General features: G+C 35.8%; 21 protein-coding genes and 1 pseudogene. 6 read left to right on the top strand and 16 right to left on the bottom strand.

Annotation, left to right across the window (positions count from 1 at the left end; translation table 11 throughout):
• Positions 1 to 146: 146 nt before the first annotated feature.
• The 5 genes from queE to Q5760_RS10740 form a co-directional block, all read right to left on the bottom strand.
• Complete coding sequence (gene queE / locus Q5760_RS10760) at positions 147 to 875, bottom strand: 7-carboxy-7-deazaguanine synthase QueE (RefSeq protein ID WP_428912177.1); 729 nt, start codon at positions 873 to 875, stop codon at positions 147 to 149.
• Positions 868 to 1,344 (bottom strand): 6-carboxytetrahydropterin synthase QueD, encoded by a 477-nt coding sequence (queD, locus tag Q5760_RS10755; RefSeq protein ID WP_428912176.1) that lies wholly within the window; start codon positions 1,342 to 1,344, stop codon positions 868 to 870. Before queD ends, queE begins: the two co-directional genes overlap by 8 nt.
• Before the next feature lie 2 nt (positions 1,345 to 1,346).
• Positions 1,347 to 2,006, bottom strand: a complete 660-nt coding sequence (gene queC, locus Q5760_RS10750) for a 7-cyano-7-deazaguanine synthase QueC (RefSeq protein WP_428912175.1) — start codon at positions 2,004 to 2,006, stop codon at positions 1,347 to 1,349.
• Positions 2,007 to 2,260: 254 nt separating this feature from the next.
• Positions 2,261 to 3,838 (bottom strand): bifunctional metallophosphatase/5'-nucleotidase, encoded by a 1,578-nt coding sequence (locus Q5760_RS10745; protein WP_428912174.1) that lies wholly within the window; start codon positions 3,836 to 3,838, stop codon positions 2,261 to 2,263.
• Positions 3,839 to 3,931: 93 nt separating this feature from the next.
• Positions 3,932 to 4,114, bottom strand: coding sequence for a hypothetical protein (locus Q5760_RS10740; protein WP_428912173.1), 183 nt, complete (start codon positions 4,112 to 4,114; stop codon positions 3,932 to 3,934).
• 518 nt (positions 4,115 to 4,632) lie between these two features.
• Between Q5760_RS10740 and Q5760_RS10735 the strand changes: the two genes are divergently transcribed.
• The gene (locus tag Q5760_RS10735; RefSeq protein ID WP_428912172.1) at positions 4,633 to 5,247 is read left to right on the top strand and encodes a DUF2306 domain-containing protein; all 615 of its coding nucleotides are present in this window, start codon (positions 4,633 to 4,635) and stop codon (positions 5,245 to 5,247) included.
• 72 nt (positions 5,248 to 5,319) lie between these two features.
• On the opposite strand, the gene Q5760_RS10730 is transcribed toward Q5760_RS10735, so the two are convergent.
• Entirely contained in the window at positions 5,320 to 5,745 is a 426-nt protein-coding gene (locus Q5760_RS10730) for a DUF302 domain-containing protein (protein ID WP_428912171.1), read from the bottom strand.
• Between the two features lie 593 nt (positions 5,746 to 6,338).
• Here Q5760_RS10730 and Q5760_RS10725 point away from each other — a divergent pair.
• Positions 6,339 to 6,800 carry a low molecular weight protein-tyrosine-phosphatase gene (locus Q5760_RS10725; RefSeq protein WP_428912170.1) on the top strand — a complete coding sequence of 154 codons (462 nt, stop codon included), beginning with the start codon at positions 6,339 to 6,341 and terminating at the stop codon, positions 6,798 to 6,800.
• A 632-nt stretch (positions 6,801 to 7,432) separates the two neighbouring features.
• Here Q5760_RS10725 and Q5760_RS10720 read toward each other — a convergent pair.
• From Q5760_RS10720 to Q5760_RS10705, 4 genes and pseudogenes are all read right to left on the bottom strand, one after another.
• Entirely contained in the window at positions 7,433 to 7,570 is a 138-nt protein-coding gene (locus Q5760_RS10720; RefSeq protein ID WP_428912169.1) for an SDR family oxidoreductase, read from the bottom strand.
• A gap of 106 nt (positions 7,571 to 7,676) precedes the next feature.
• A pseudogene (locus Q5760_RS10715) lies at positions 7,677 to 8,057 on the bottom strand (SDR family NAD(P)-dependent oxidoreductase); the annotation flags it as partial.
• Entirely contained in the window at positions 7,990 to 8,223 is a 234-nt protein-coding gene (locus Q5760_RS10710) for an SDR family NAD(P)-dependent oxidoreductase (protein ID WP_428912168.1), read from the bottom strand. The pseudogene Q5760_RS10715 and the gene Q5760_RS10710, both read right to left, overlap by 68 nt.
• A gap of 275 nt (positions 8,224 to 8,498) precedes the next feature.
• Positions 8,499 to 8,828, bottom strand: a complete 330-nt coding sequence (locus Q5760_RS10705) for a hypothetical protein (RefSeq protein ID WP_428912167.1) — start codon at positions 8,826 to 8,828, stop codon at positions 8,499 to 8,501.
• A 99-nt stretch (positions 8,829 to 8,927) separates the two neighbouring features.
• Here Q5760_RS10705 and Q5760_RS10700 point away from each other — a divergent pair, with 99 nt between their 5' ends.
• Complete coding sequence (locus Q5760_RS10700; protein ID WP_428912166.1) at positions 8,928 to 10,760, top strand: GMC family oxidoreductase; 1,833 nt, start codon at positions 8,928 to 8,930, stop codon at positions 10,758 to 10,760.
• A gap of 643 nt (positions 10,761 to 11,403) precedes the next feature.
• On the opposite strand, the gene Q5760_RS10695 is transcribed toward Q5760_RS10700, so the two are convergent.
• Both Q5760_RS10695 and Q5760_RS10690 read right to left on the bottom strand, forming a co-directional pair.
• Positions 11,404 to 11,616 carry a hypothetical protein gene (locus tag Q5760_RS10695; RefSeq protein WP_428912165.1) on the bottom strand — a complete coding sequence of 71 codons (213 nt, stop codon included), beginning with the start codon at positions 11,614 to 11,616 and terminating at the stop codon, positions 11,404 to 11,406.
• A 1,038-nt stretch (positions 11,617 to 12,654) separates the two neighbouring features.
• Complete coding sequence (locus Q5760_RS10690; RefSeq protein WP_428912164.1) at positions 12,655 to 12,843, bottom strand: hypothetical protein; 189 nt, start codon at positions 12,841 to 12,843, stop codon at positions 12,655 to 12,657.
• 207 nt (positions 12,844 to 13,050) lie between these two features.
• On the opposite strand from Q5760_RS10690, the gene Q5760_RS10685 reads away from it, so the two are divergent.
• On the top strand, positions 13,051 to 13,404 hold the full coding sequence (locus Q5760_RS10685) for a site-specific integrase (RefSeq protein ID WP_428912163.1): 354 nt from the start codon (positions 13,051 to 13,053) through the stop codon (positions 13,402 to 13,404).
• A gap of 85 nt (positions 13,405 to 13,489) precedes the next feature.
• On the opposite strand, the gene Q5760_RS10680 is transcribed toward Q5760_RS10685, so the two are convergent.
• The 4 genes from Q5760_RS10680 to Q5760_RS10665 all read right to left on the bottom strand — a co-directional run bounded on the left by Q5760_RS10680 (position 13,490) and on the right by Q5760_RS10665 (position 16,920).
• On the bottom strand, positions 13,490 to 14,842 hold the full coding sequence (locus tag Q5760_RS10680) for a TrkH family potassium uptake protein (RefSeq protein ID WP_428912162.1): 1,353 nt from the start codon (positions 14,840 to 14,842) through the stop codon (positions 13,490 to 13,492).
• Between the two features lie 670 nt (positions 14,843 to 15,512).
• Positions 15,513 to 15,806: a DNA-binding protein gene (locus tag Q5760_RS10675; RefSeq protein ID WP_428912161.1), complete on the bottom strand. Its 294-nt coding sequence runs from the start codon at positions 15,804 to 15,806 to the stop codon at positions 15,513 to 15,515.
• Positions 15,807 to 15,883: 77 nt separating this feature from the next.
• Positions 15,884 to 16,606, bottom strand: coding sequence for a DUF2812 domain-containing protein (locus Q5760_RS10670; RefSeq protein ID WP_428912160.1), 723 nt, complete (start codon positions 16,604 to 16,606; stop codon positions 15,884 to 15,886).
• Entirely contained in the window at positions 16,603 to 16,920 is a 318-nt protein-coding gene (locus Q5760_RS10665; RefSeq protein ID WP_428912159.1) for a PadR family transcriptional regulator, read from the bottom strand. Before Q5760_RS10665 ends, Q5760_RS10670 begins: the two co-directional genes overlap by 4 nt.
• An 81-nt stretch (positions 16,921 to 17,001) precedes the next feature.
• Here Q5760_RS10665 and Q5760_RS10660 point away from each other — a divergent pair, with 81 nt between their 5' ends.
• Both Q5760_RS10660 and Q5760_RS10655 read left to right on the top strand, forming a co-directional pair.
• The gene (locus Q5760_RS10660; RefSeq protein ID WP_428912158.1) at positions 17,002 to 17,226 is read left to right on the top strand and encodes a hypothetical protein; all 225 of its coding nucleotides are present in this window, start codon (positions 17,002 to 17,004) and stop codon (positions 17,224 to 17,226) included.
• 170 nt (positions 17,227 to 17,396) lie between these two features.
• Entirely contained in the window at positions 17,397 to 18,356 is a 960-nt protein-coding gene (locus tag Q5760_RS10655) for a M20/M25/M40 family metallo-hydrolase (protein WP_428912157.1), read from the top strand.
• The last annotated feature ends 14 nt before the right edge of the window (positions 18,357 to 18,370 follow it).

Below are 18,370 nucleotides of genomic sequence, written 5' to 3'. Positions count from 1 at the left end.
AGTATCTTATCATAAATTCAGATATGTTTAAACCCTTTTCTCAAATGTGATTTTTCACAACACCAAAAGAAAATCATTTATTACTGTTTTCTTTTAAAGGAAGACATCTTGCAAAATGGATATAAAAAACAAAACCAAGGATGTTATTAAACGCCTCTTTTATTCCCCCATACAAAAGTATGTAACTGAGGAAGTACTTTCACATCATTCATCTCTGAATCCATTGTCACTTTATCTATTAACCATTCATATTTATCAAGGAGTGCTTTTAATAGTTTCTCTCTATCTTCCGTTAAAATGTTTTCATTTCCAGTCTGGAGATATACAGGAACATGAGGATATCTATTATAGATACTTTTAGCAAACTCAAAATCCGTATCGTCAAAGATGACAATCTTTAAACTAAAATGATGTTCAAAATTGGATGAGCTTAGATTATGAATAATATGGTCTAATTCCTCAAAATTGGTTTGCATATTCGAACTTGGAGGTTTTGGGGAAAGAGTCAGTTCATCAATTTGATAAAACCAATCTTGCCATTTACTTCCTTGTGTTTCCAAACAAATTTTCACGTTATTACGTTTTAATATTTCGATTAAATCTATTAAATCTTTAAGAAGCGCAGGATTCCCACCAGAAATGGTAACAGCTGAAAATCGATCTCCACCTATTTCTTTTAGGTTATTCCAGATCTCTTCACCCGTCATCCTCTTCACTAAATGTTTTCCACTACCATCCCATGTAAAAGAGGAATCACACCACGAACAAGAATAATCACAACCGGCAGTCCGAATAAACATGGTTTTTTGCCCGATAACAGCCCCTTCTCCCTGAATAGTTGGGCCAAATATTTCAATAACGGGAATCTTATTCATGTTCGATCCATTCCCTTCTCGCCTCTGCATAACTTGTAGGAGTTTCATATAAACGTACAAATTCTACACGTGCACCGTCATACTGATTCTTTCTTTTCTGTAATGCATTTGACATCATCTCATAAATCCAAACCACGATATTTTCAGCCGTCGTATTCATTAAAGGCAATGTTTCATTTAAATAGCGATGATCAAGAAAAACTTCAATCTCTGATTTCCAAATCTCTTTAATATCACCAAAATCGATCATGATTCCACGATCATCAACAAAACCACTTAATCCAAATACAACTCGATACGTATGACCATGAAGATTTTTACACTTTCCATCATATTCATGTAGATGATGAGCAGCATCAAAGGTAAATTCTTTACTTACCAACACTCGTTTATGGTGATATTTTAACTGATCCTGCTTAATATCTTCACCCATTTTTTGAAGTTTATCGACAATACGAAATTCAGTCATGATTATCGCTCCTTCCTGGTTTTCAAGTATTCATCTAAACCTCTTTTTCTTAACTGACATGCTGGACATTCACCACATCCATCAGCGATTACCCCATTGTAACAAGTTAGCGTTTTTTCACGAACAAAATCAAAAGCTCCTAACTCATCGGCTAACTCCCACGTTTCCGCTTTTGTTAACCACATTAATGGAGTATGAATGACAAATGGCTGATCCATTGATAAGTTTAATGTCACGTTTAACGATTTAATAAAGATGTCCCGACAATCTGGGTACCCACTAAAATCTGTTTCACATACTCCTGTTATAATATGCTTTGCACCAATTTGACTTGCTAGAACTCCGGCAAATGACATAAATAGGAGATTTCTTCCTGGTACAAAAGTAGATGGTAATCCACCATTCTCCCCTTCTTTTACGTCTATATCATTTCGTGTCAATGCATTCGGTGCTAGTTGATTTAACAAACTCATATCAAGTATGTGATGCTCGATCCCTAATTCTTCTGTAATATTTTTGGCACATTCGATTTCAATGCTATGTCTTTGGTTATAATCAAACGTTACAGCCATTACTTCTGAGAATTGTTTCATCGCCCAAAACAAACACGTCGTACTATCTTGCCCACCACTAAAAACAACGATCGCTTTATCTTTCTTCAAAATCAAAACACTCCTTTAAAAAGCAAAAACAGTCCTACTAAAGAACATAGAACTGTTTTTCTTTAGTTTTTTTAAGAGGGTAGCTAAAAACCTCTATATTTATTTTTAATTAAATGATCTATTAAGTATTCTATCATATTTCTAAATGAAACACGGGGACGGTTCTCATGTTTCAAAAAAAATTGTTTTCAAAACACAAGGACCATTAATCTGCCCCTTATAGTAGAGTTAAAAAATCCGAACGGAGACTACAACTAATAGACGACTTTCCAGTTATGATTAACCGTTGCCTCTATAATCTCATGTTCTAGTATATAATTAGCAATTAATTCGGAGACATCAATTGGAATATCCTTCACAACAGGGCAGTCTTTATACATCATATAATTGCCGCCACCGCCGGCACGATAATTGTTCATGACCACCTCTAATTCCTGATGGGGTAATAGCTTTGCACCATTGTATTCTAATCGTGTTACCCGTTCACCAATCGGTTTTCGGATATCTAATTCGTATTGTATTCCTTCCCACATATCGTAGTTATAGTGCTGAGGCTTTGGAGTGGTAAATGTTTTACTTACCACTACAGTCGTACCATCATCACTCAGTTCGAAATAACTGGCGGATCTTTCTAGGGCATCTTTCACGATTTGCCCCGTTACTTTAAGCACAACCAATGTGTTTGGATAAATGTAGTTCGCAACTACATTACGCATGGTGACATCAACCGGAATACCCCGTGAATGATTATCAAATAATGCCGTATTCGAAACATGTACACCTGCTGCATGCATTTGTACTTTATTAATAAACTCCATTAAGGCACTGTCTTTTAGGCGAATTTCCAACGGATCGGTAACAGTCATATCTCCTTTAATTTTACCGATTAGTTGATCCAGCCATTTCTGAACTTCATCCTCATAGGATTGAATCGATGCAAGAACACTCGAATCCGGTTCAATCCCATCAACGGATAACAACTCAGAATCTTTTTTTACAACATGAAATCCGTTTTGGCTTTTTTGAAATTCCACCGTCACTTTCCCAAGGGTTAAACCATGGCACCCTGGCTGTACAACTAAGACACCATTGATCGTTTTCCCAGCAATTTGGCGATGTTGATGACCTGTTAAAAGGATATCAATCCCTTCTACTTCCATGCATAGTTCATATCCTTGATTTTCACCTGTCAATGTTTCTGTTGGTTCACTTGTGTCTAGATCTCGCTCAAAACCACCATGATAAGAAACGACAACAAGGTCTACATTTTCCTCCTCTTTCAGGAATCGAACCCATTTTTTTGCTGTCACAATGACATCTTCAAAACGTAGACCACGGATATGTTCTTCTTTTTCCCAGTGAGGGATGTACTTCGTTGTTAAACCAAGAATTCCAATTCGTGGTCCCCCAGGGAATGATTTTACAAGGTATGGTTTGCCAAAATAAGGTTCACCTGTCTTGCTATTCACGATATTCGCGGAGAGCCAAGGATATCTTGATTCCTTTACGGCTTGATTTAACATTTCCAGTCCATAGTTGAATTCATGATTCCCAAAAACCCCTGCATCATAGTGTAAATCATTCAAAATCGCAACCATGGGATTTGGTTGAGAACGTTGAAATCGCGCATAATGATAGGTAAGAGGAGTACCTTGAATAAGATCTCCATTATCAATGGTTATTGTATGTTCATTTCGTTTTCGTTCCTGTTTAATAAGTGTTGCCACTTTAGCAAGACCGAGTTCAGCTTTTTTATTTGTCCCATAGAGTAGCGGCAGGATATTCCCATGGATATCACTTGTCTCCAATAGGACTAATTTAAATGTACTCATTCTAAACCCCTTTCATTCATGCATATTTTTTTCTAAAAGAGCAACAATCCTCTGTGAAGTCATCTAAAGTGGGATGCCCCCTTTTCTTAAAATTCAATATCCACGTACTAATTTCCCACGTAAGGGATTTGATATGAATTCTACCATTAAAATGAAAGCAATTAATCCACTTAAGATCGAACCGACTTCATTCCAACGATAAGCGTTCATTGCAAATAGTAAGGGTGCACCAATATCACCTGCACCGACTAAACCAAGAATTAAGGCTTCCGTCATTTTAGTTATTGGTATGCTTTTGTTCAGCCAAGCGACAGCCAGTTGGATGTTGTTATGGCTTACTGCATTTATTAGACCTGGCTAATACAACCATTCTGGAGTTTCCTACTCATTATATTGCCCATAAATGAAACATGAGCCCTTATCCTTGTTAAAGGATAGCTCCCGATTGTGGAGTATCTAAAAGAAATATGATTCATTTTCAGCCATTCCCAATGGTAATAACTTGTTTATATTTTTATCCATACAAACACTGTCCAATAGGAATGTATTTTTTAAACTGGCTCTTTTGAAGGTTTTACGTAGGAAATTTGAAGAGCATTAACCTAGATCCCTATGCTTTTAAAACGAAGTCTCCCATGAAAATTCACAAAAACGAATTATTTTAAATAAACCCTAAAGTCATACTATGGTCTCAACTTATATACATTTAAGTAAAAACATTGTTTCATAGATAGGTGCCGTAACAATGGAAATGGGGAATGATGATGGGGTGGATTTTTAAAATTTTTACTAGCTTGATTATTATATCCGCGTTGCTTCTCGGCGTTGCTTCTGTTGCTAGATATTTTATTTTTGATCCCGTTATAGGGAATCAATTAATCATTGTACAAGGTCTTGATATGTATAAAATGGAGTATCAGCCTTGGAATTATATTTTATATATCCATATTATCACTGCCGCTGTTGCCTTAATAGTCGGACCCTTTCAATTTCTCCAAAACAAAAGGAAATCCCACCCTCTTGCTGTACATCGATTTCTAGGAACAGTTTATATAATCTCTATCATGATAAGTGGACTATCAGGTATTTATTTATCGTGGTTTGCGTTTGGCGGTCTCTTATCTAAAATGGGATTCCTGGTGCTATCGATTTCATGGCTATTGACTACCTACTTCGCTTATTCTTATATTAGAAAGAAAAAAATCAACCTTCACAGGGAATGGATGTATCGAAGCTATGGTATCACATTCGTTGCGGTAACCTTCCGAATCTGGTCAGCAGTGATCGGCTATTCACTTGATAACTTTACCATTGGGTATGTGGCGGCGATTTGGTTAGGTCTTATCGGAAATATTCTAGCGGTCGAGATTTGGATACGGAGAAACCGTTTATTGAATGATTTTCAATAAACGGTTTTGAAATGAAACACGGGGACGGTTCTGGCGTTCACTTTTTTGAAACGTCAGAACCGTTATGAGATGTCACTGATTGGTTTCCACGCACTTTTCTACTAATCTGGTCAATATCCCATTAACTTCTTGTGCCCAATGACGAAGTTCTTTCACTTCTTTGATATAATCCACAAACAGATGTTCCATATCACGGAAAATGACTTTGCTGCCTTCACCTGATTGGGACTTAATAATGGAAATCCTAAGTGGAATATCAATCGCAGCCAATGGAAGTTGTTTTAATAATTTGGATCCTATTCGAGGATTTCCGAACACAATCGTAAAAGCCGGATATGAGTATACTTGATGTGCCTCCATATCCCTTTCATGATCTACCACTGCATACAGCTTGATTCCTAGTTCTTCTAAACAACGACATAGCTTTTTAACTAGCTTCTCAGGTTCCTCGGATACAGAAGTCGTTATTAACGAATTAAATTCATGTTGAAAATTCATGAGTTTTGAACTCCTTCCCATTCATATCATTTGTTTTGCTATGGATTCCTCAAAATTGGGGTCAGTCCCCCGCGTCGGTAATATTTTACTTCACCAGGGGACTAACTTGATGCTTCCAGGATTTTTTATCTTGTTGATATTTCTTCCATACTTCTGTTAATAACACTATTCTCTCACTCTCCTACTGTTTTAATCAATTAATATAGATTCTATTTGTTCAAGGAGAGTCTTTTTCATACGCTTGTTATATTCCATTACAAAAAAGAGTTATTTTAAACACTGAAAGACATTTCACAAGGATATCTAGGGAAACTAGGACTAACGCCGTTCCATATTTCTTTTTTGTACATATGTTGCCATTACGAAAAGAAAAGGTGGCTCTATACTTGGCAGGTTCCTACGGAGCTAAATTTTTCTCAAATCATTGTATGTTTATCTCCTTATCATCGTAGGAGCAGCTTTGGTACTTGAAGACTCCAATAAAGGATGATGGTGTGCAAAACAACACACTCACTATTTTGAAAATACATAATTCATTTTAAAAAAAATGATTAAATGAAAAAAGAAGATAAATAAAAAGGAGTAGTACGTTCATGAACGTTTTATTTGTGTGCCTGGGGAATATTTGCCGTTCACCGATGGCTGAAGCCTTGTTTCGTTACTTAGTCAAAAAAGAAAACATGACAAACAAAATCGCAGTTGATTCCGCCGCAACCAGTCCATTGCAAATCGGCTTTCCTCCCCACGCAGGAACTCTTGATATTCTAAAGAAATACAATATCCCTTCCGATGGGCTTGTTGGCCGCCGACTAAAGAAAGAAGACTTTTGGAAGTTCGATTATATTATTGGTATGGACAAAAGCAACATAATGAATATTTACAGGATAACCGACAGGCCTAATCATCCAAAGATTATTAGGTTACTCGACCTGACTAAATATAAGAAAGATGTGCCCGATCCATTTTACACAGGTGATTTTGATCAAACCTATCGTCTTGTTTCAGCTGGCTGCCGGGCATTACTCAATAAAATACGCAGCGAACAAAACGTATAACACCAAGGATACTATCTTAATGCGACCGTCAAAACAGTTTATTTCACTGAACCTATTTTTAAAAATCACAATTCCGGTTACTATCCTTCACAGGTCATCATTTAAAGATGGCTCCAATACTCGGGACATACCGAGTGTTTTTGTAAGTATTAAGATTGTTAAACAATAAGTTGAGGAGGACTTGTATGCAACAGGATTAACAAAGTAAAGAAAATTTAGATTCTATTATGATGATGAAACTAGAATTTTTCGGAACTGATGTACGAAAAGAAAACAAGAAATTCAAAAAGATGTAAGCGAAGGACAAGGTGCAATGACTTTGATAGTGATACTACAAATTTAATGATTTAGCACGATCAGTTGGGGAAGACTACCTAAAGTAATTAACCGTGAATATCTAACTAAAGGAAATTGCAGAAGGTTAATTAATTGGTATTTTAATTAAGTTAAGGGATTGCGCCACAACTCCAATCCTCCCACTATAGTTTAAGTGAAATCATCACAATCTTTACTTTACCCTTACAAGATCTAATCTCTTAAACGTGTTGGGGTATTGAAAAAAACGCCATCTTATTAAAGGAAAGCGCCCGATTATTGAAGATCTATTGTTTTTCAATTTAACAAAAGTCGATTTATAATAAGATTGACCCACCGTCAATAACTAGTTCTTGCCCTGTTATGTGAGAAGCTAAGTCAGAAGCTAGGTACATCATAAGATTTGCAATTTCTTCTGGTTCTGCATAACGGCCATCTGGAGTCGTTGCTTCCATTTGTTTTCTTGCTGCCTCTGCAGCTTCCTGATCCTTTACCATAACCACTTTCGATTGACCTCATCATTTGAGTGTTAACAACGCCTGGACATACTGCGTTAACTCGAACTCCATAAGGTGCTGCTTCAACACCTGCAGTCTTTGTCATACCAAGAACAGCATGTTTGCTTGCACCGTAAGCCACCATGTTTGGTGTTGCTAATAATCCAGCACCTGATGATGTATTAACGATTGCACCGCTTTTTTGAGCCATCATGTGCGGTAAGACATATTTCATGCCTAAGAATACACCACGTACATTTATCGCAATCAAGTTGTCAAATACTTCTGTTGGGTAGTCAACAAGTGAAACAATCTTTCCTTCCCAACCTGCATTGTTTAGAAAAATATCAATTTTCTCATATGTGTCTATCGTTTTTTTAACATAGCTCTTGATGTCTTCCTCTTTCGTTACATAGATCGGCTTTAACAAATATTGCTTCGCCATTTTTTTCTTTGATTTTGTTTACCGTTACCATGCCAGCTTCCTCAGAGAGGTCAACTACTACCACTTTGGCACCGTTTTCACAAAGTGTCAAAGAAGCTGCACGACCAATTCCTCCTCCGCCTCCTGTAACAATAGCCACTTTATCTGTGAAATCAAATTTTTGCATGATTTTCACTCCCTTTATATATTTTATAATCTAAGAAACTTTTCTAAGATTCCTCTAATACAAAACTATGCCCTGTTTCACCTAGATTATTAAGATTATTAAGTGTTTAAAATCAAATTTAAAATTATAAGAATGACCACATTCCCTTCTTCAACAATCTGGTCCGATTAAAGAAAAGGCACACTATTTATTCAATAAATGCGCCCGATTGCGGAATACGTTACTGATTTAATGCTTCCCGTTAGCTTAATAATCACGCTTCCCAATATAATATTTCACGATGGTGTTATACCTCTATCTGTATATAAAGTACGGTGTTTCAAGTCATCTATCCAATCCTTTTTATTCAATTGAAAGCATCCAAGATCGTTTTCATATGTTAGATTACCTACATTTATTATTATACGTTTAGGATTATCAAGTATTTTTCGTACATATGCATATGCATAACGCTGGTCTGGTACTGTAATAATCTCCAATACACCCCCTATTTCCATGTGCTTTTCAATATAGACCCAAACGGTAAACATGGCTGTTCTAACAGAGCAGATCAAATTATAGTTTAAAGGATGAGATTTCTGTTTCTGCCCTATTTTTACATTCATTTAATAAATATAGATTTCTGCCCCTACGCTTATAGATAAAAAATCATACACTGTCCTTGAAGGTTTAATATTTCAAAAATAATAAAGAGGAATGATTTTATGGGAGGAAAAAGCTGGTCAAAGAGAAGAGCATTATCTATAGAAAGAAGGAAACCTAATTTTTTTAATCGAGAAGATGTTTGGAAGCCCAAATTTGAGGGTGATTCCCTTAATGATTTAACATCGGAATGTCACGTTGAGGAAAATCAAAAAAAGGAAAATGTCTATGATTATATAGTCATTGGTGCGGGAACTGCCGGCGGGGTTGTCGCGAAAGAACTATCAGATGATTTCGAGACTTCTGTGCTCACACTTGAGCCAGGAACTAACATGAGAGAAGAGTTAAGCAGTGCCTCCAACGCAGGCTCAGGTGTGTTAGCTACTGATAACAGACACTCCTTTAATGTCATGTCTACAATAGAACCTAATATTAATAGTCAGTTAAGGATTTCAAGTGGTCGAGCAATTGGCGGAAGCTCTGAACATAATGCCATGTATGCAGTTAGAGGAAGTCGTGAACTTTATGATCAATGGGGAGAGCTTGTTGGACCTCAATGGAATTATGATCATGTTCGTTCTTTGTTCAAAAAGAACGAAACGTATACAGGTGCAACACAAAATGAAAATCAACGAGGAAGAAAAGGACCCATTCACGTTAGACAACAAATTATCCCTGAACGCAATAATGGACTAACGAAAATATTGGCGCGGGCAACGTCGGAAGTATTGAATATCCCAATTGTTGAAGATTATAATACAGGCGTAAAAGATTGTACATTTTATAAATCACAGGCTATGAACAAAAAGGTGAACGGAAAATTTGTTCGTTCATCAACAGCAACTGGATATTTAGGTAATGATGTGGTTACACCTGGAAATGAGTACCAGTCGGATGAATTTGGGGTTGGTGGAAGACAGCTAACCATTTTCGCAAAAACAACGGTCAATAAAATTCTCTTTAAGCAAGATAGAGGCGTTCAGGTAGCCGTAGGTGTTGAATATGTCAAAAATGGAATCACGGAAAGAGCTTATGCAAACAAAGGAATTATCCTTTCTGCCGGAAATTTTTCCTCAGTCATCCTTCAACGTTCTGGTATTGGAAGATCTAGTGATCTAGACAGAATTGGTGTATCCACATTGATAGAGAGCCCTAACGTTGGACACAACTTCCAAGCCCAATTTACTGGTGGGGTGGGCGTTGAGGTAGAAACGAGGCGACTTCTAGAATTGATGCAGGCCGACCCTGATCTTCCATTTCCATTAGGTGCCCATAAAGGAGAAGGTAAAACGGGAGGTCGACGCCTTCAAATTTATAGCAGTGTAACTCCTTCTTTTCTTCCTCCATCAGTTGTCTTTAAGAACAACTGGGCATTTGATCGAAATAAAAGAACGAATATCATGAGTATTGGTCCTTTTGACAATAACCCGAGAAGCAGAGGAACGATTTTGGCTGCTCACAGTGATCCTGAAGCTTATCCATCCGTTAACCTCAATCCATTGCAAGATCAGAATGACCTAGAATTTATGATCGATCAGTATATTAATATTTACAACATTATGAAGAAAGCTCGAGAATTAGATCCTAATGGTATTTATAAGGTAGTATATCCTTCCGAAGATGTCTTCGAAATAAAAAATGAAGCGAGAAAAAGAGCAGAACTTGCTAAATATGTTAGAGCAACGTATCGCAATATTTTTCATTTTGGCGGACAATGTAGGATGGCTAGAAGGATTCAGGACGGAGTGGTTGATGGGTATCTAAACGTTTTTGGTACTAAAAATCTGAAAGTTGCAGACCTTTCTATTTCTCCTATTTTGCCAGATGGTAATACCTCTCTTCCATCGCAAATGATTGGTTTAAATTGCGCGCGGTTTATTAAAGAGGAAGCATAAATCTGAGTATAAAGAACAATACTGATAGCAAATAGAATCATTGACATTTCTTGAGATATAAACAAAACATTAAAAAATATTCAACATGACTTACTGATTACTAAGGGCTATTTACTCCTAATTGTTCGATCCTTACAAATTCTTCTAAACCTATTCATAATATGACCTCTACTGACTTTTGATGGTTCAACTACTTATCACTAAGTAAGTCATAAAGAGTACTTCATGTATCCATCAGAACTCCAGGGTAAGAGTAAAATCTTTCATTCCTTCATGGTTCAGGTCTGAAACCCTAGAGATTACACCCATGCATGACGTTACTTAGAAAAGCCTAAATCATAGTGGTTTAGGCTTCTACTTATAATTGAGTTAAGGGATTTCCGTACACCCCCATTCCTCCACTATAGCTACCCGATAGTTTAAGTACATTTTTTCACAATAAATATATATAAACAACACCATTTCCATATTTTTAACTTGAATTAATATTAAATGTGTATAAAATATAAGTTAATTGCATATCTAAAAATGTTTTCTAGGGTTCCGCAACAATTTGTTGGTCTTGCTTTATAAGCAAATATCTTCTTTTTCCTTTTTTTCACTAAACTGCCCGTTAGTCCAATTAGGAATCATTGATTCTTGTTTATTTTACTCCGCAAAAAACAGCAAGTTCCATCCACTTGAAATAACAATCCGAATGCTTAAAACCAATTTCTTTAAGCCAATTAACCTGAATATCTGCCCTTTCCAGTATATTATCTTCTTTATCAGGGCGGTTGTAATACTCCTTAGCTACTTCTTGCCTGTCTCTTTTATTATGAATAGAAAGATGGTCAATAAATAGCTCGTCATACAATCTTCAATTTTAGTGGTGGCAGAAGCTGTATGCTCAATATTTATAAATATCCCTCCATCTACATTTATTAGTAATTCAATTAAACTGTCCGTTAGTGAAAAAGCACTGCTCTAATTGAACAATCGCACCCGTTAACTGAATAAATTATATAATGCCAAACCAATTTTATAACCTAATAAAAATAAAATTGCTACTGCTGATACGTTAACACACGCAAATATAAATGGTCTTTTCTTTCTAAGAGTATTAAAAAATGAAAGTATTTTCTCTAAACTAACCAATATAAGAACTCCCTTTTTAACGAAAAACTAATTATAAACATTTTACCAAAAAACTCCCAAACATTGTTAAACTATTCTGCCCTTTACTTCAATAGTAATAGCCATACTTCCTTCTTGAATAATGGCACCCTTTAGTTTAAGTACAATATTTCACAATCTAATAGTTGGAATAAGAAAAAAGCGTCTCCATCTATTGTAGGAACACACCCGTTTGTTGAATAAGCAAATGTTTATAAAATAAAAAGATAAATAACGAAAATTGAGATAAATATTGTATCTATGACCGCAAGGTACAGTCTAACATTCGATTTTTTTGCCTTTGATAGGCTATAATTAAATAAGCTATCATATAAACCTATTACAAATAAAATAAATGAAATTACAATAACAAGTAGGTTACCTGTAAATAACACTGCAAGTAAATAAATCAACCATCTTCGAAAAAAATTAAATACCAAAACAATAAACATTATGGACATAGCATTGGGATTTACTTTTAATTCATCATCAGACGAAATATCGCTAAGTCCTCTTTTAATATTTTTAAAATCCTTTAAGTAGTCGATATTAACCCACAAAATAATTAAGCAGTATATGATAATATAAATTTCTTCATTATTTCTGATAAGCTCCCACAATTATAAACACCCCACTGTCATTGACTTATTGAACAAACCTGCAAGGTTAATACAAAAGCGTCACTGCTTATTACAGTAACCTGCCCTTTCCCCATATTGAAGCAAAGCTCTCCGTTAGCTTAATTAGCATTTTTGTATCTTTTTTTAATAAATCGCAACATCACTTGTTGGATTAAAATAATGATTGCACCTAACATTAAAACTAATATCGGTCTTTCATTACTTTCAGCAAAGAAGTAAATACTGATTATACCGATAATCAATATGATTAAACAAAAAATTTTTACTATTATTTTTGTTTTCTTCAAGATTAGCCCCCATTTTATTTATTTTTTAAGTTGAATTTATTTTCATATTTTCAGCTATTTAAAGTACAATATATAAATAATTTCGCCACGTTCTTCCTTTTTCCTTCTTCAACTAAACTGCCCTATAGTTGAATAACCTTACCGTTTCAATTTCGATTAATACGTCAATAATTCCTCTAAAACAATAATTTTAGGGAGAGATGGATTTTGCTATTATCAAAAGCTTGGGAAACATATGAATCTGATAAACGGATCGAGGGTTTCTCACCACAGACTTTGAAAGCTTATCGACTTCAATCAATACTACTCATTCGATATTTTGACGATGTAAAAATTGAATCGATCACCACTACTCATTTAAAGGAATATTTAGCTAAGTCTAGTGAAAACTTAAAACCTTCAAGTCTGGCTCATCGTATACGCTTTTTGAAATCACTTTTTCGATGGTCACACGAAGAAGGTCATATTCGAAAAAATCCGGCAGCAAAGATTAAATTTCTTAAAGGTGTTGGGGCATTGAAAAAAGACACTCTCTTATTAAAGATAAGCGCCCTTTTGTAGAAAAACTAATATGAATGAATCAATATTTCAGTACGATTAAAGTTTCTATCCTTTATCATAGGTTTACTTTTATGCAGTACATTTTTTATCCTATAATGATTCGCTCTTTTGGATAGTGATACACATGTTTATCTGGTTTTCCTCCCATAAAGAATAAGAAGGTAAACATCCCGATTTTCCCTATAAACATTAAAATCATGATTACGACCTTCCCACCCGTACTTAATTCCGGTGTAATACCAAGCGAAAGGCCTACAGTGCCAAAAGCCGAGGAAACTTCGAATATAATTTCCATTAAGGAAAAGTCAGATTCAATGCACGCAAGAATGATAACTGCCACACTGCACAGGATCATACCAGTTGTGAAAACGATGAATGACTTGATGATATCTTCCACATCAATCTCTCTTTTGAAGATTTTTATTGTTCTGTTCCCAATCGCATAGTTGTAAATGGTAAGCAGCATTACCGCAAACGTGGTGGTCCTTATCCCACCGCCAGCACTGCTAGGGGATGCACCTATAAACATAAAAATACTCAGTAACAAAATGGTAGGTACTGAAAATTCATCGATGTCGCTAATCGCCATTCCGCCAGTCCTCGAAGACGTCGAATAAAACAAAGAATGGACAAAAGATTGAAGCCAAGTCTTTTCTGAAAAGGAATGACTGTACTCAAACAGATAGATGAAAATAACTCCAATGACGATCAGTATGAAAAAAGTTAAGGTTGTAATTTTTGTAAACAAAGAAAACCGGTATGGCATCTTTCCCTTATGTCTGAGCCACTGACCTACCTCCATTAAAACAGGAAATCCAATGGATCCAATAATAAATAGTACGATATTTAAGGTCAGGACAAAATAATCGTTTGAGAACGGAATCAGTGATTTTCCAGTGATATCAAAACCAGCATTTGTTGCAGCAGCCACTGAGGCGAAAAAACCCTGCAAATAAGCCTCTTGCCAGGTTGGAAAATATTGCAGAAAATATGTACCGAATACAACAGCGCCCACTAACTCAATCATGACAAAGAAAAAGAGGAGCTTTCGTATGAACCGAATAATCCCGGAAAGATTCAAGCTATTTTGTTCTGTTGTTATAATTATTCTTTCCCTAAGTCCTATTTTTTTCCCTGATAGAAGCCATAGGATGGTACCGAAAGCCATGACCCCAATGCCACCTAGCTGGAGGATGATTGCAAAAATAAACGTACCAGGAACACTAAGCAGCTGGCTTACATCTACCGTAGATAATCCCGTTACAGTTACCGCACTAATAGAAATGAATACTGCATCGATCATTTCAAGCTCTGCATTCTGCTTTTGAGTAATAGGTAATAGCAATAGTATGGTTGAAACGATTACAGCTATTAGGTAATAAAATACAATTATTTGAGCAGCAGAAAGTCGTGTTAAGTTCTTTATATTATTATTCATTGCTCTCCAACTTCTATATGTTTTTTGACAGAATTATACCTTATTTTGTATGAACGTACCATTGCTCAATTTCAACTTACCATAATTTGTCCATTAAATTAAGAAAATAGATGGGCACTGTTGCTTAATATTTTAAATCAAACTTTTTTTAAACGTCGCAACTTTATTTCAAATCTACAGTCACAATCCCTTCTAGGGTACATCCAACATTTGGACCTTATCTACAGTTTCAACAACAAAAGATTGATAGAATGCACCTTTTATCTTTGTGTACATGTATGCCAAGTTAAGTGGTTAAGGACTTGGCGTGGAGCCTCTGTGGTTACGATTTGTTTTAAAAGGCTGAAGTAGTTTTTCAGTAAGCGATCAAGCCTATGATACCCACCTCTCCACGTAAAGTCCTATGTTTGTGTACGTTGTAATTATGACTATAGATAATGCTTCCTCGAAGGAAAAAATCAGTCATTTCTAGTATCTTAAATACGATGAATACGGTAGAAAAACATACTGTAGATAATGGCCCTTTACATGAAGAAAAGGCATATTTCTTATTCTTGAAATACGCCCGATTGTTGAAAAAGTAAAGAACCCTATTGGAATTTGTTTATAAAAAAGGATATATCTCTCCGGTAATTCCTCTTTAACTAAAACATCAAATAAACGTTTATTATTAGGATTTATTTGAAGAAATCCAATCCATAAATTGCCTATACGGGTAGTATTTCGTTCCATTTAACTCGATCATAGGAGCATTAGGATATTTTCTCAATAATTCTTCAATTTCAGTTTTATTTAAGCTAAGATGAAATTCCAACTCACTTTCTTTTATAAAGTAATGATAACTTTGACCTTTCTCTGGGTGACCCATATTCTGTAAACCTTTTCCGATAAAATAACCCATAAGAGCTATTCCAATAGCTAAAAAGATTAAACCAGAACCCAAACCAGATACTTCTATTTCCATTTGATCCCCTCCATTATTACCTGCGTATTCTTCCTGCTACCATAGTCCATAACTATATCTAAAAGGTAATTTCTATTCTACTTTCTCTTTCCCCCGACTTTATGATAAAGAGACATGACGACCCATATAGCCGTTGGAAGTGCAATCCCACCAATTATCATAGATGTTAAAAGACCTACTGAATTGTTCGTACCATAAAAGAATAACAACATGATAATCGCAATGATCAAGAGGAGAAACGGAATCAACTTCACTACTTTGACTATGCCTTTTCTTCCTTCTACCTCCCACTTGTTACGGTATGTTGCGATAATCGTCCAAGCTGTAGGAATCGCAAATATACTGAAAATAGCAGCTACTACAAGAAGTATGGATTTAAAAGTACCAGAGCTCATCACTGTCCCAAGCCATAATAGTGCTGTTATGAGAACAAATGGAATGGCCAATTTGTTCATAGAACTACTTGATTGTTTATACTTTTCAACCGTTGTCTCACGGTCCGTATAAATCGGTTTTGTACCAGAATGTGCTCGAAATAAATGAATATCTCCTTCTGAGTCAACATGCGTCCACCCGGAAGAGGAAAAAAACTCAACATATTCCTCCTTTTCGTCTTCTTTTAAGGAACAATAATCTATACTGTAGATATAATCTGAGCTTTCTCCTTTTTCAAGTGTGTACCCCATAAACTTAAAACCACTAACATGCCAACCTTTTAAAGAAAACCGGTGTAATTTTTCCATATCCTTCTCTTCAGAAAAAGCTAATCCACCTGAAGTAATATACTTCGTTTTGCTCATTCTCCAGCCTCCTTCAATCCAGTTTCGGCTAATTGAATCATCCGTTTTCTTATCTTCAAATCTTCTTCTAATACTTCCTTTCCCTTTTTAGTAAGCAGATAGGTTTTACGTCTTGAATCCGATTCATCATGCAAATAAACCCACTCTTGTTTTAATAACTTTTTAATAATGGTGTACATAGATGCGGGACCTATAGATATTGCCCCGTTTGTAGTTTCTTCAATTAAGTTCATAATACCGTAACCATGCCGTGGTTTCGTTAAAGCAGCCATAATATAAAACATTGAATCTGTTAATTGCTCAGTTTTCTTCAATCAATCACCTTCTATATCTTTTTGAGATATATCACAAAGTGTTATATATATCATAAAGTAATATATCAAAATCCGATATGCATGTCTACATTTAGATCTAAATTTTATCCATTAATTTGTAATATTTTTCCTTTAGAATCAAAAAAGAACCTTGATGACAGGCTCTTCGGTAAAATAAAGGAGGATCTTGTTCAATATCCTAGCACTTGCCATTCGCTTCAAGATGATGCCCTCTATCAGGAGCAGCTTCTTTCCTTCGAAGCTGAAGGGATTGAAGTTGGAGTGAATGGAACGATTAATCTATAAAAATATCAATCTTGATACTAGTATGAGCTATTCTTTTCTTTTGAAATTTCAACTTAAATTCTATCAATTTTAAAAAAATGGTATAAGTTCCTCTGATAATAGAGTATATTAAATTACGGATTAATATAAATCTAACTGAATAAATATACAGAAAAAGGAAGAGGATTTTTATGAATGCAAAAATGGTAAAAAGTTCAATCATTGCAGGGGTAGTTTCGTTTTCAGCTTTATTTGTAGCTGGAAGTGTATCTGCAGCACCAAAGAAATTTGCCGGAGAATTGGCTTATCAGCATGTTCAGTATTTGACAGAGGGAATCGGACCGAGAGTTGCGGGCAGTGAAAATGAGACGAAAGCGCGCGAGTACATCATCGATGAACTGGAAAAGTTGGACCTAAAGGTTGAAGAGCAGGAATTCAGTTATACAAGAAACAATATAATTAATGAGTCCGCCAATGTCATTGCTGTAAAAGATAACAAGCATACAGACAAACAAATCATTGTTGGTGCGCACTATGATTCGGTTAGTGCTGGAAAAGGCGCTGATGACAATGCTTCAAGTGTCGGGGTCATTCTCGAAACGGCAAAGGCACTGGAAAAGAGCAATCTCGCCTATGATATTAAATATGTCTTTTTGGGTGCAGAAGAGGTAGGGTTACGGGGATCGAACTATTACGCCAACAATATGTCTACAGAAGAAATCCATAACACCATCGGGATGATCAATCTTGATAGTTTACTAGCTGGCGACCATATCTATGTTTACGGTGGAGCTGGGGAAGATGGATGGATTCGTGACTTAGCACTTGATATCGCCAATAAAAAGAACATTCCTCTCGAAACGAATCCTGGAATAAATCCTGAATATCCTGAAGGAACCACAGGAGATTGGAGCGACCATGCCCCGTTCCAGACAAAAGGAATCACGATTGCTTATTTTGAAGCAACCAACTGGGGACTCGGCGATCAGGATGGCTATACACAAACCGAGAAACACGGCGCCATCTGGCATAAAGAGAATGATAATCTTGATTTTTTAGAAAGAGAATTCCCTGGACGCGTTCAAGAACATCTTAACCATTTCACGAATATGCTTACTTGGGTTTTAGCTGACATGAAAAAGGAACGATAAAAATGAAATGCACC

This window comes from Niallia sp. Kr1, from assembly GCF_050389805.1.
Classification (GTDB): domain Bacteria; phylum Bacillota; class Bacilli; order Bacillales; family Cytobacillaceae; genus Bacillus_BD.
Note: the sequence above shows the minus strand (reverse complement) of the source record. Positions and strands in the feature narration are given on the sequence as shown.

Bases quoted from the DNA above. Each gene is read 5' to 3' on its own strand.
- queE (WP_428912177.1), bottom strand. From the start codon at position 875: ATGAATAAGATTCCCGTTATTGAAATATTTGGCCCAACTATTCAGGGA.
- queD (WP_428912176.1), bottom strand. From the start codon at position 1,344: ATGACTGAATTTCGTATTGTCGATAAACTTCAAAAAATGGGTGAAGAT.
- Q5760_RS10745 (WP_428912174.1), bottom strand. From the start codon at position 3,838: ATGAGTACATTTAAATTAGTCCTATTGGAGACAAGTGATATCCATGGG.
- Q5760_RS10740 (WP_428912173.1), bottom strand. From the start codon at position 4,114: ATGACGGAAGCCTTAATTCTTGGTTTAGTCGGTGCAGGTGATATTGGT.
- Q5760_RS10730 (WP_428912171.1), bottom strand. From the start codon at position 5,745: ATGAATTTTCAACATGAATTTAATTCGTTAATAACGACTTCTGTATCC.
- Q5760_RS10725 (WP_428912170.1), top strand. From the start codon at position 6,339: ATGAACGTTTTATTTGTGTGCCTGGGGAATATTTGCCGTTCACCGATG.
- Q5760_RS10720 (WP_428912169.1), bottom strand. From the start codon at position 7,570: ATGGAAGCAACGACTCCAGATGGCCGTTATGCAGAACCAGAAGAAATT.
- Q5760_RS10710 (WP_428912168.1), bottom strand. From the start codon at position 8,223: ATGCAAAAATTTGATTTCACAGATAAAGTGGCTATTGTTACAGGAGGC.
- Q5760_RS10705 (WP_428912167.1), bottom strand. From the start codon at position 8,828: ATGAATGTAAAAATAGGGCAGAAACAGAAATCTCATCCTTTAAACTAT.
- Q5760_RS10700 (WP_428912166.1), top strand. From the start codon at position 8,928: ATGGGAGGAAAAAGCTGGTCAAAGAGAAGAGCATTATCTATAGAAAGA.
- Q5760_RS10680 (WP_428912162.1), bottom strand. From the start codon at position 14,842: ATGAATAATAATATAAAGAACTTAACACGACTTTCTGCTGCTCAAATA.
- Q5760_RS10675 (WP_428912161.1), bottom strand. From the start codon at position 15,806: ATGGAAATAGAAGTATCTGGTTTGGGTTCTGGTTTAATCTTTTTAGCT.
- Q5760_RS10670 (WP_428912160.1), bottom strand. From the start codon at position 16,606: ATGAGCAAAACGAAGTATATTACTTCAGGTGGATTAGCTTTTTCTGAA.
- Q5760_RS10660 (WP_428912158.1), top strand. From the start codon at position 17,002: ATGTCTACATTTAGATCTAAATTTTATCCATTAATTTGTAATATTTTT.
- Q5760_RS10655 (WP_428912157.1), top strand. From the start codon at position 17,397: ATGAATGCAAAAATGGTAAAAAGTTCAATCATTGCAGGGGTAGTTTCG.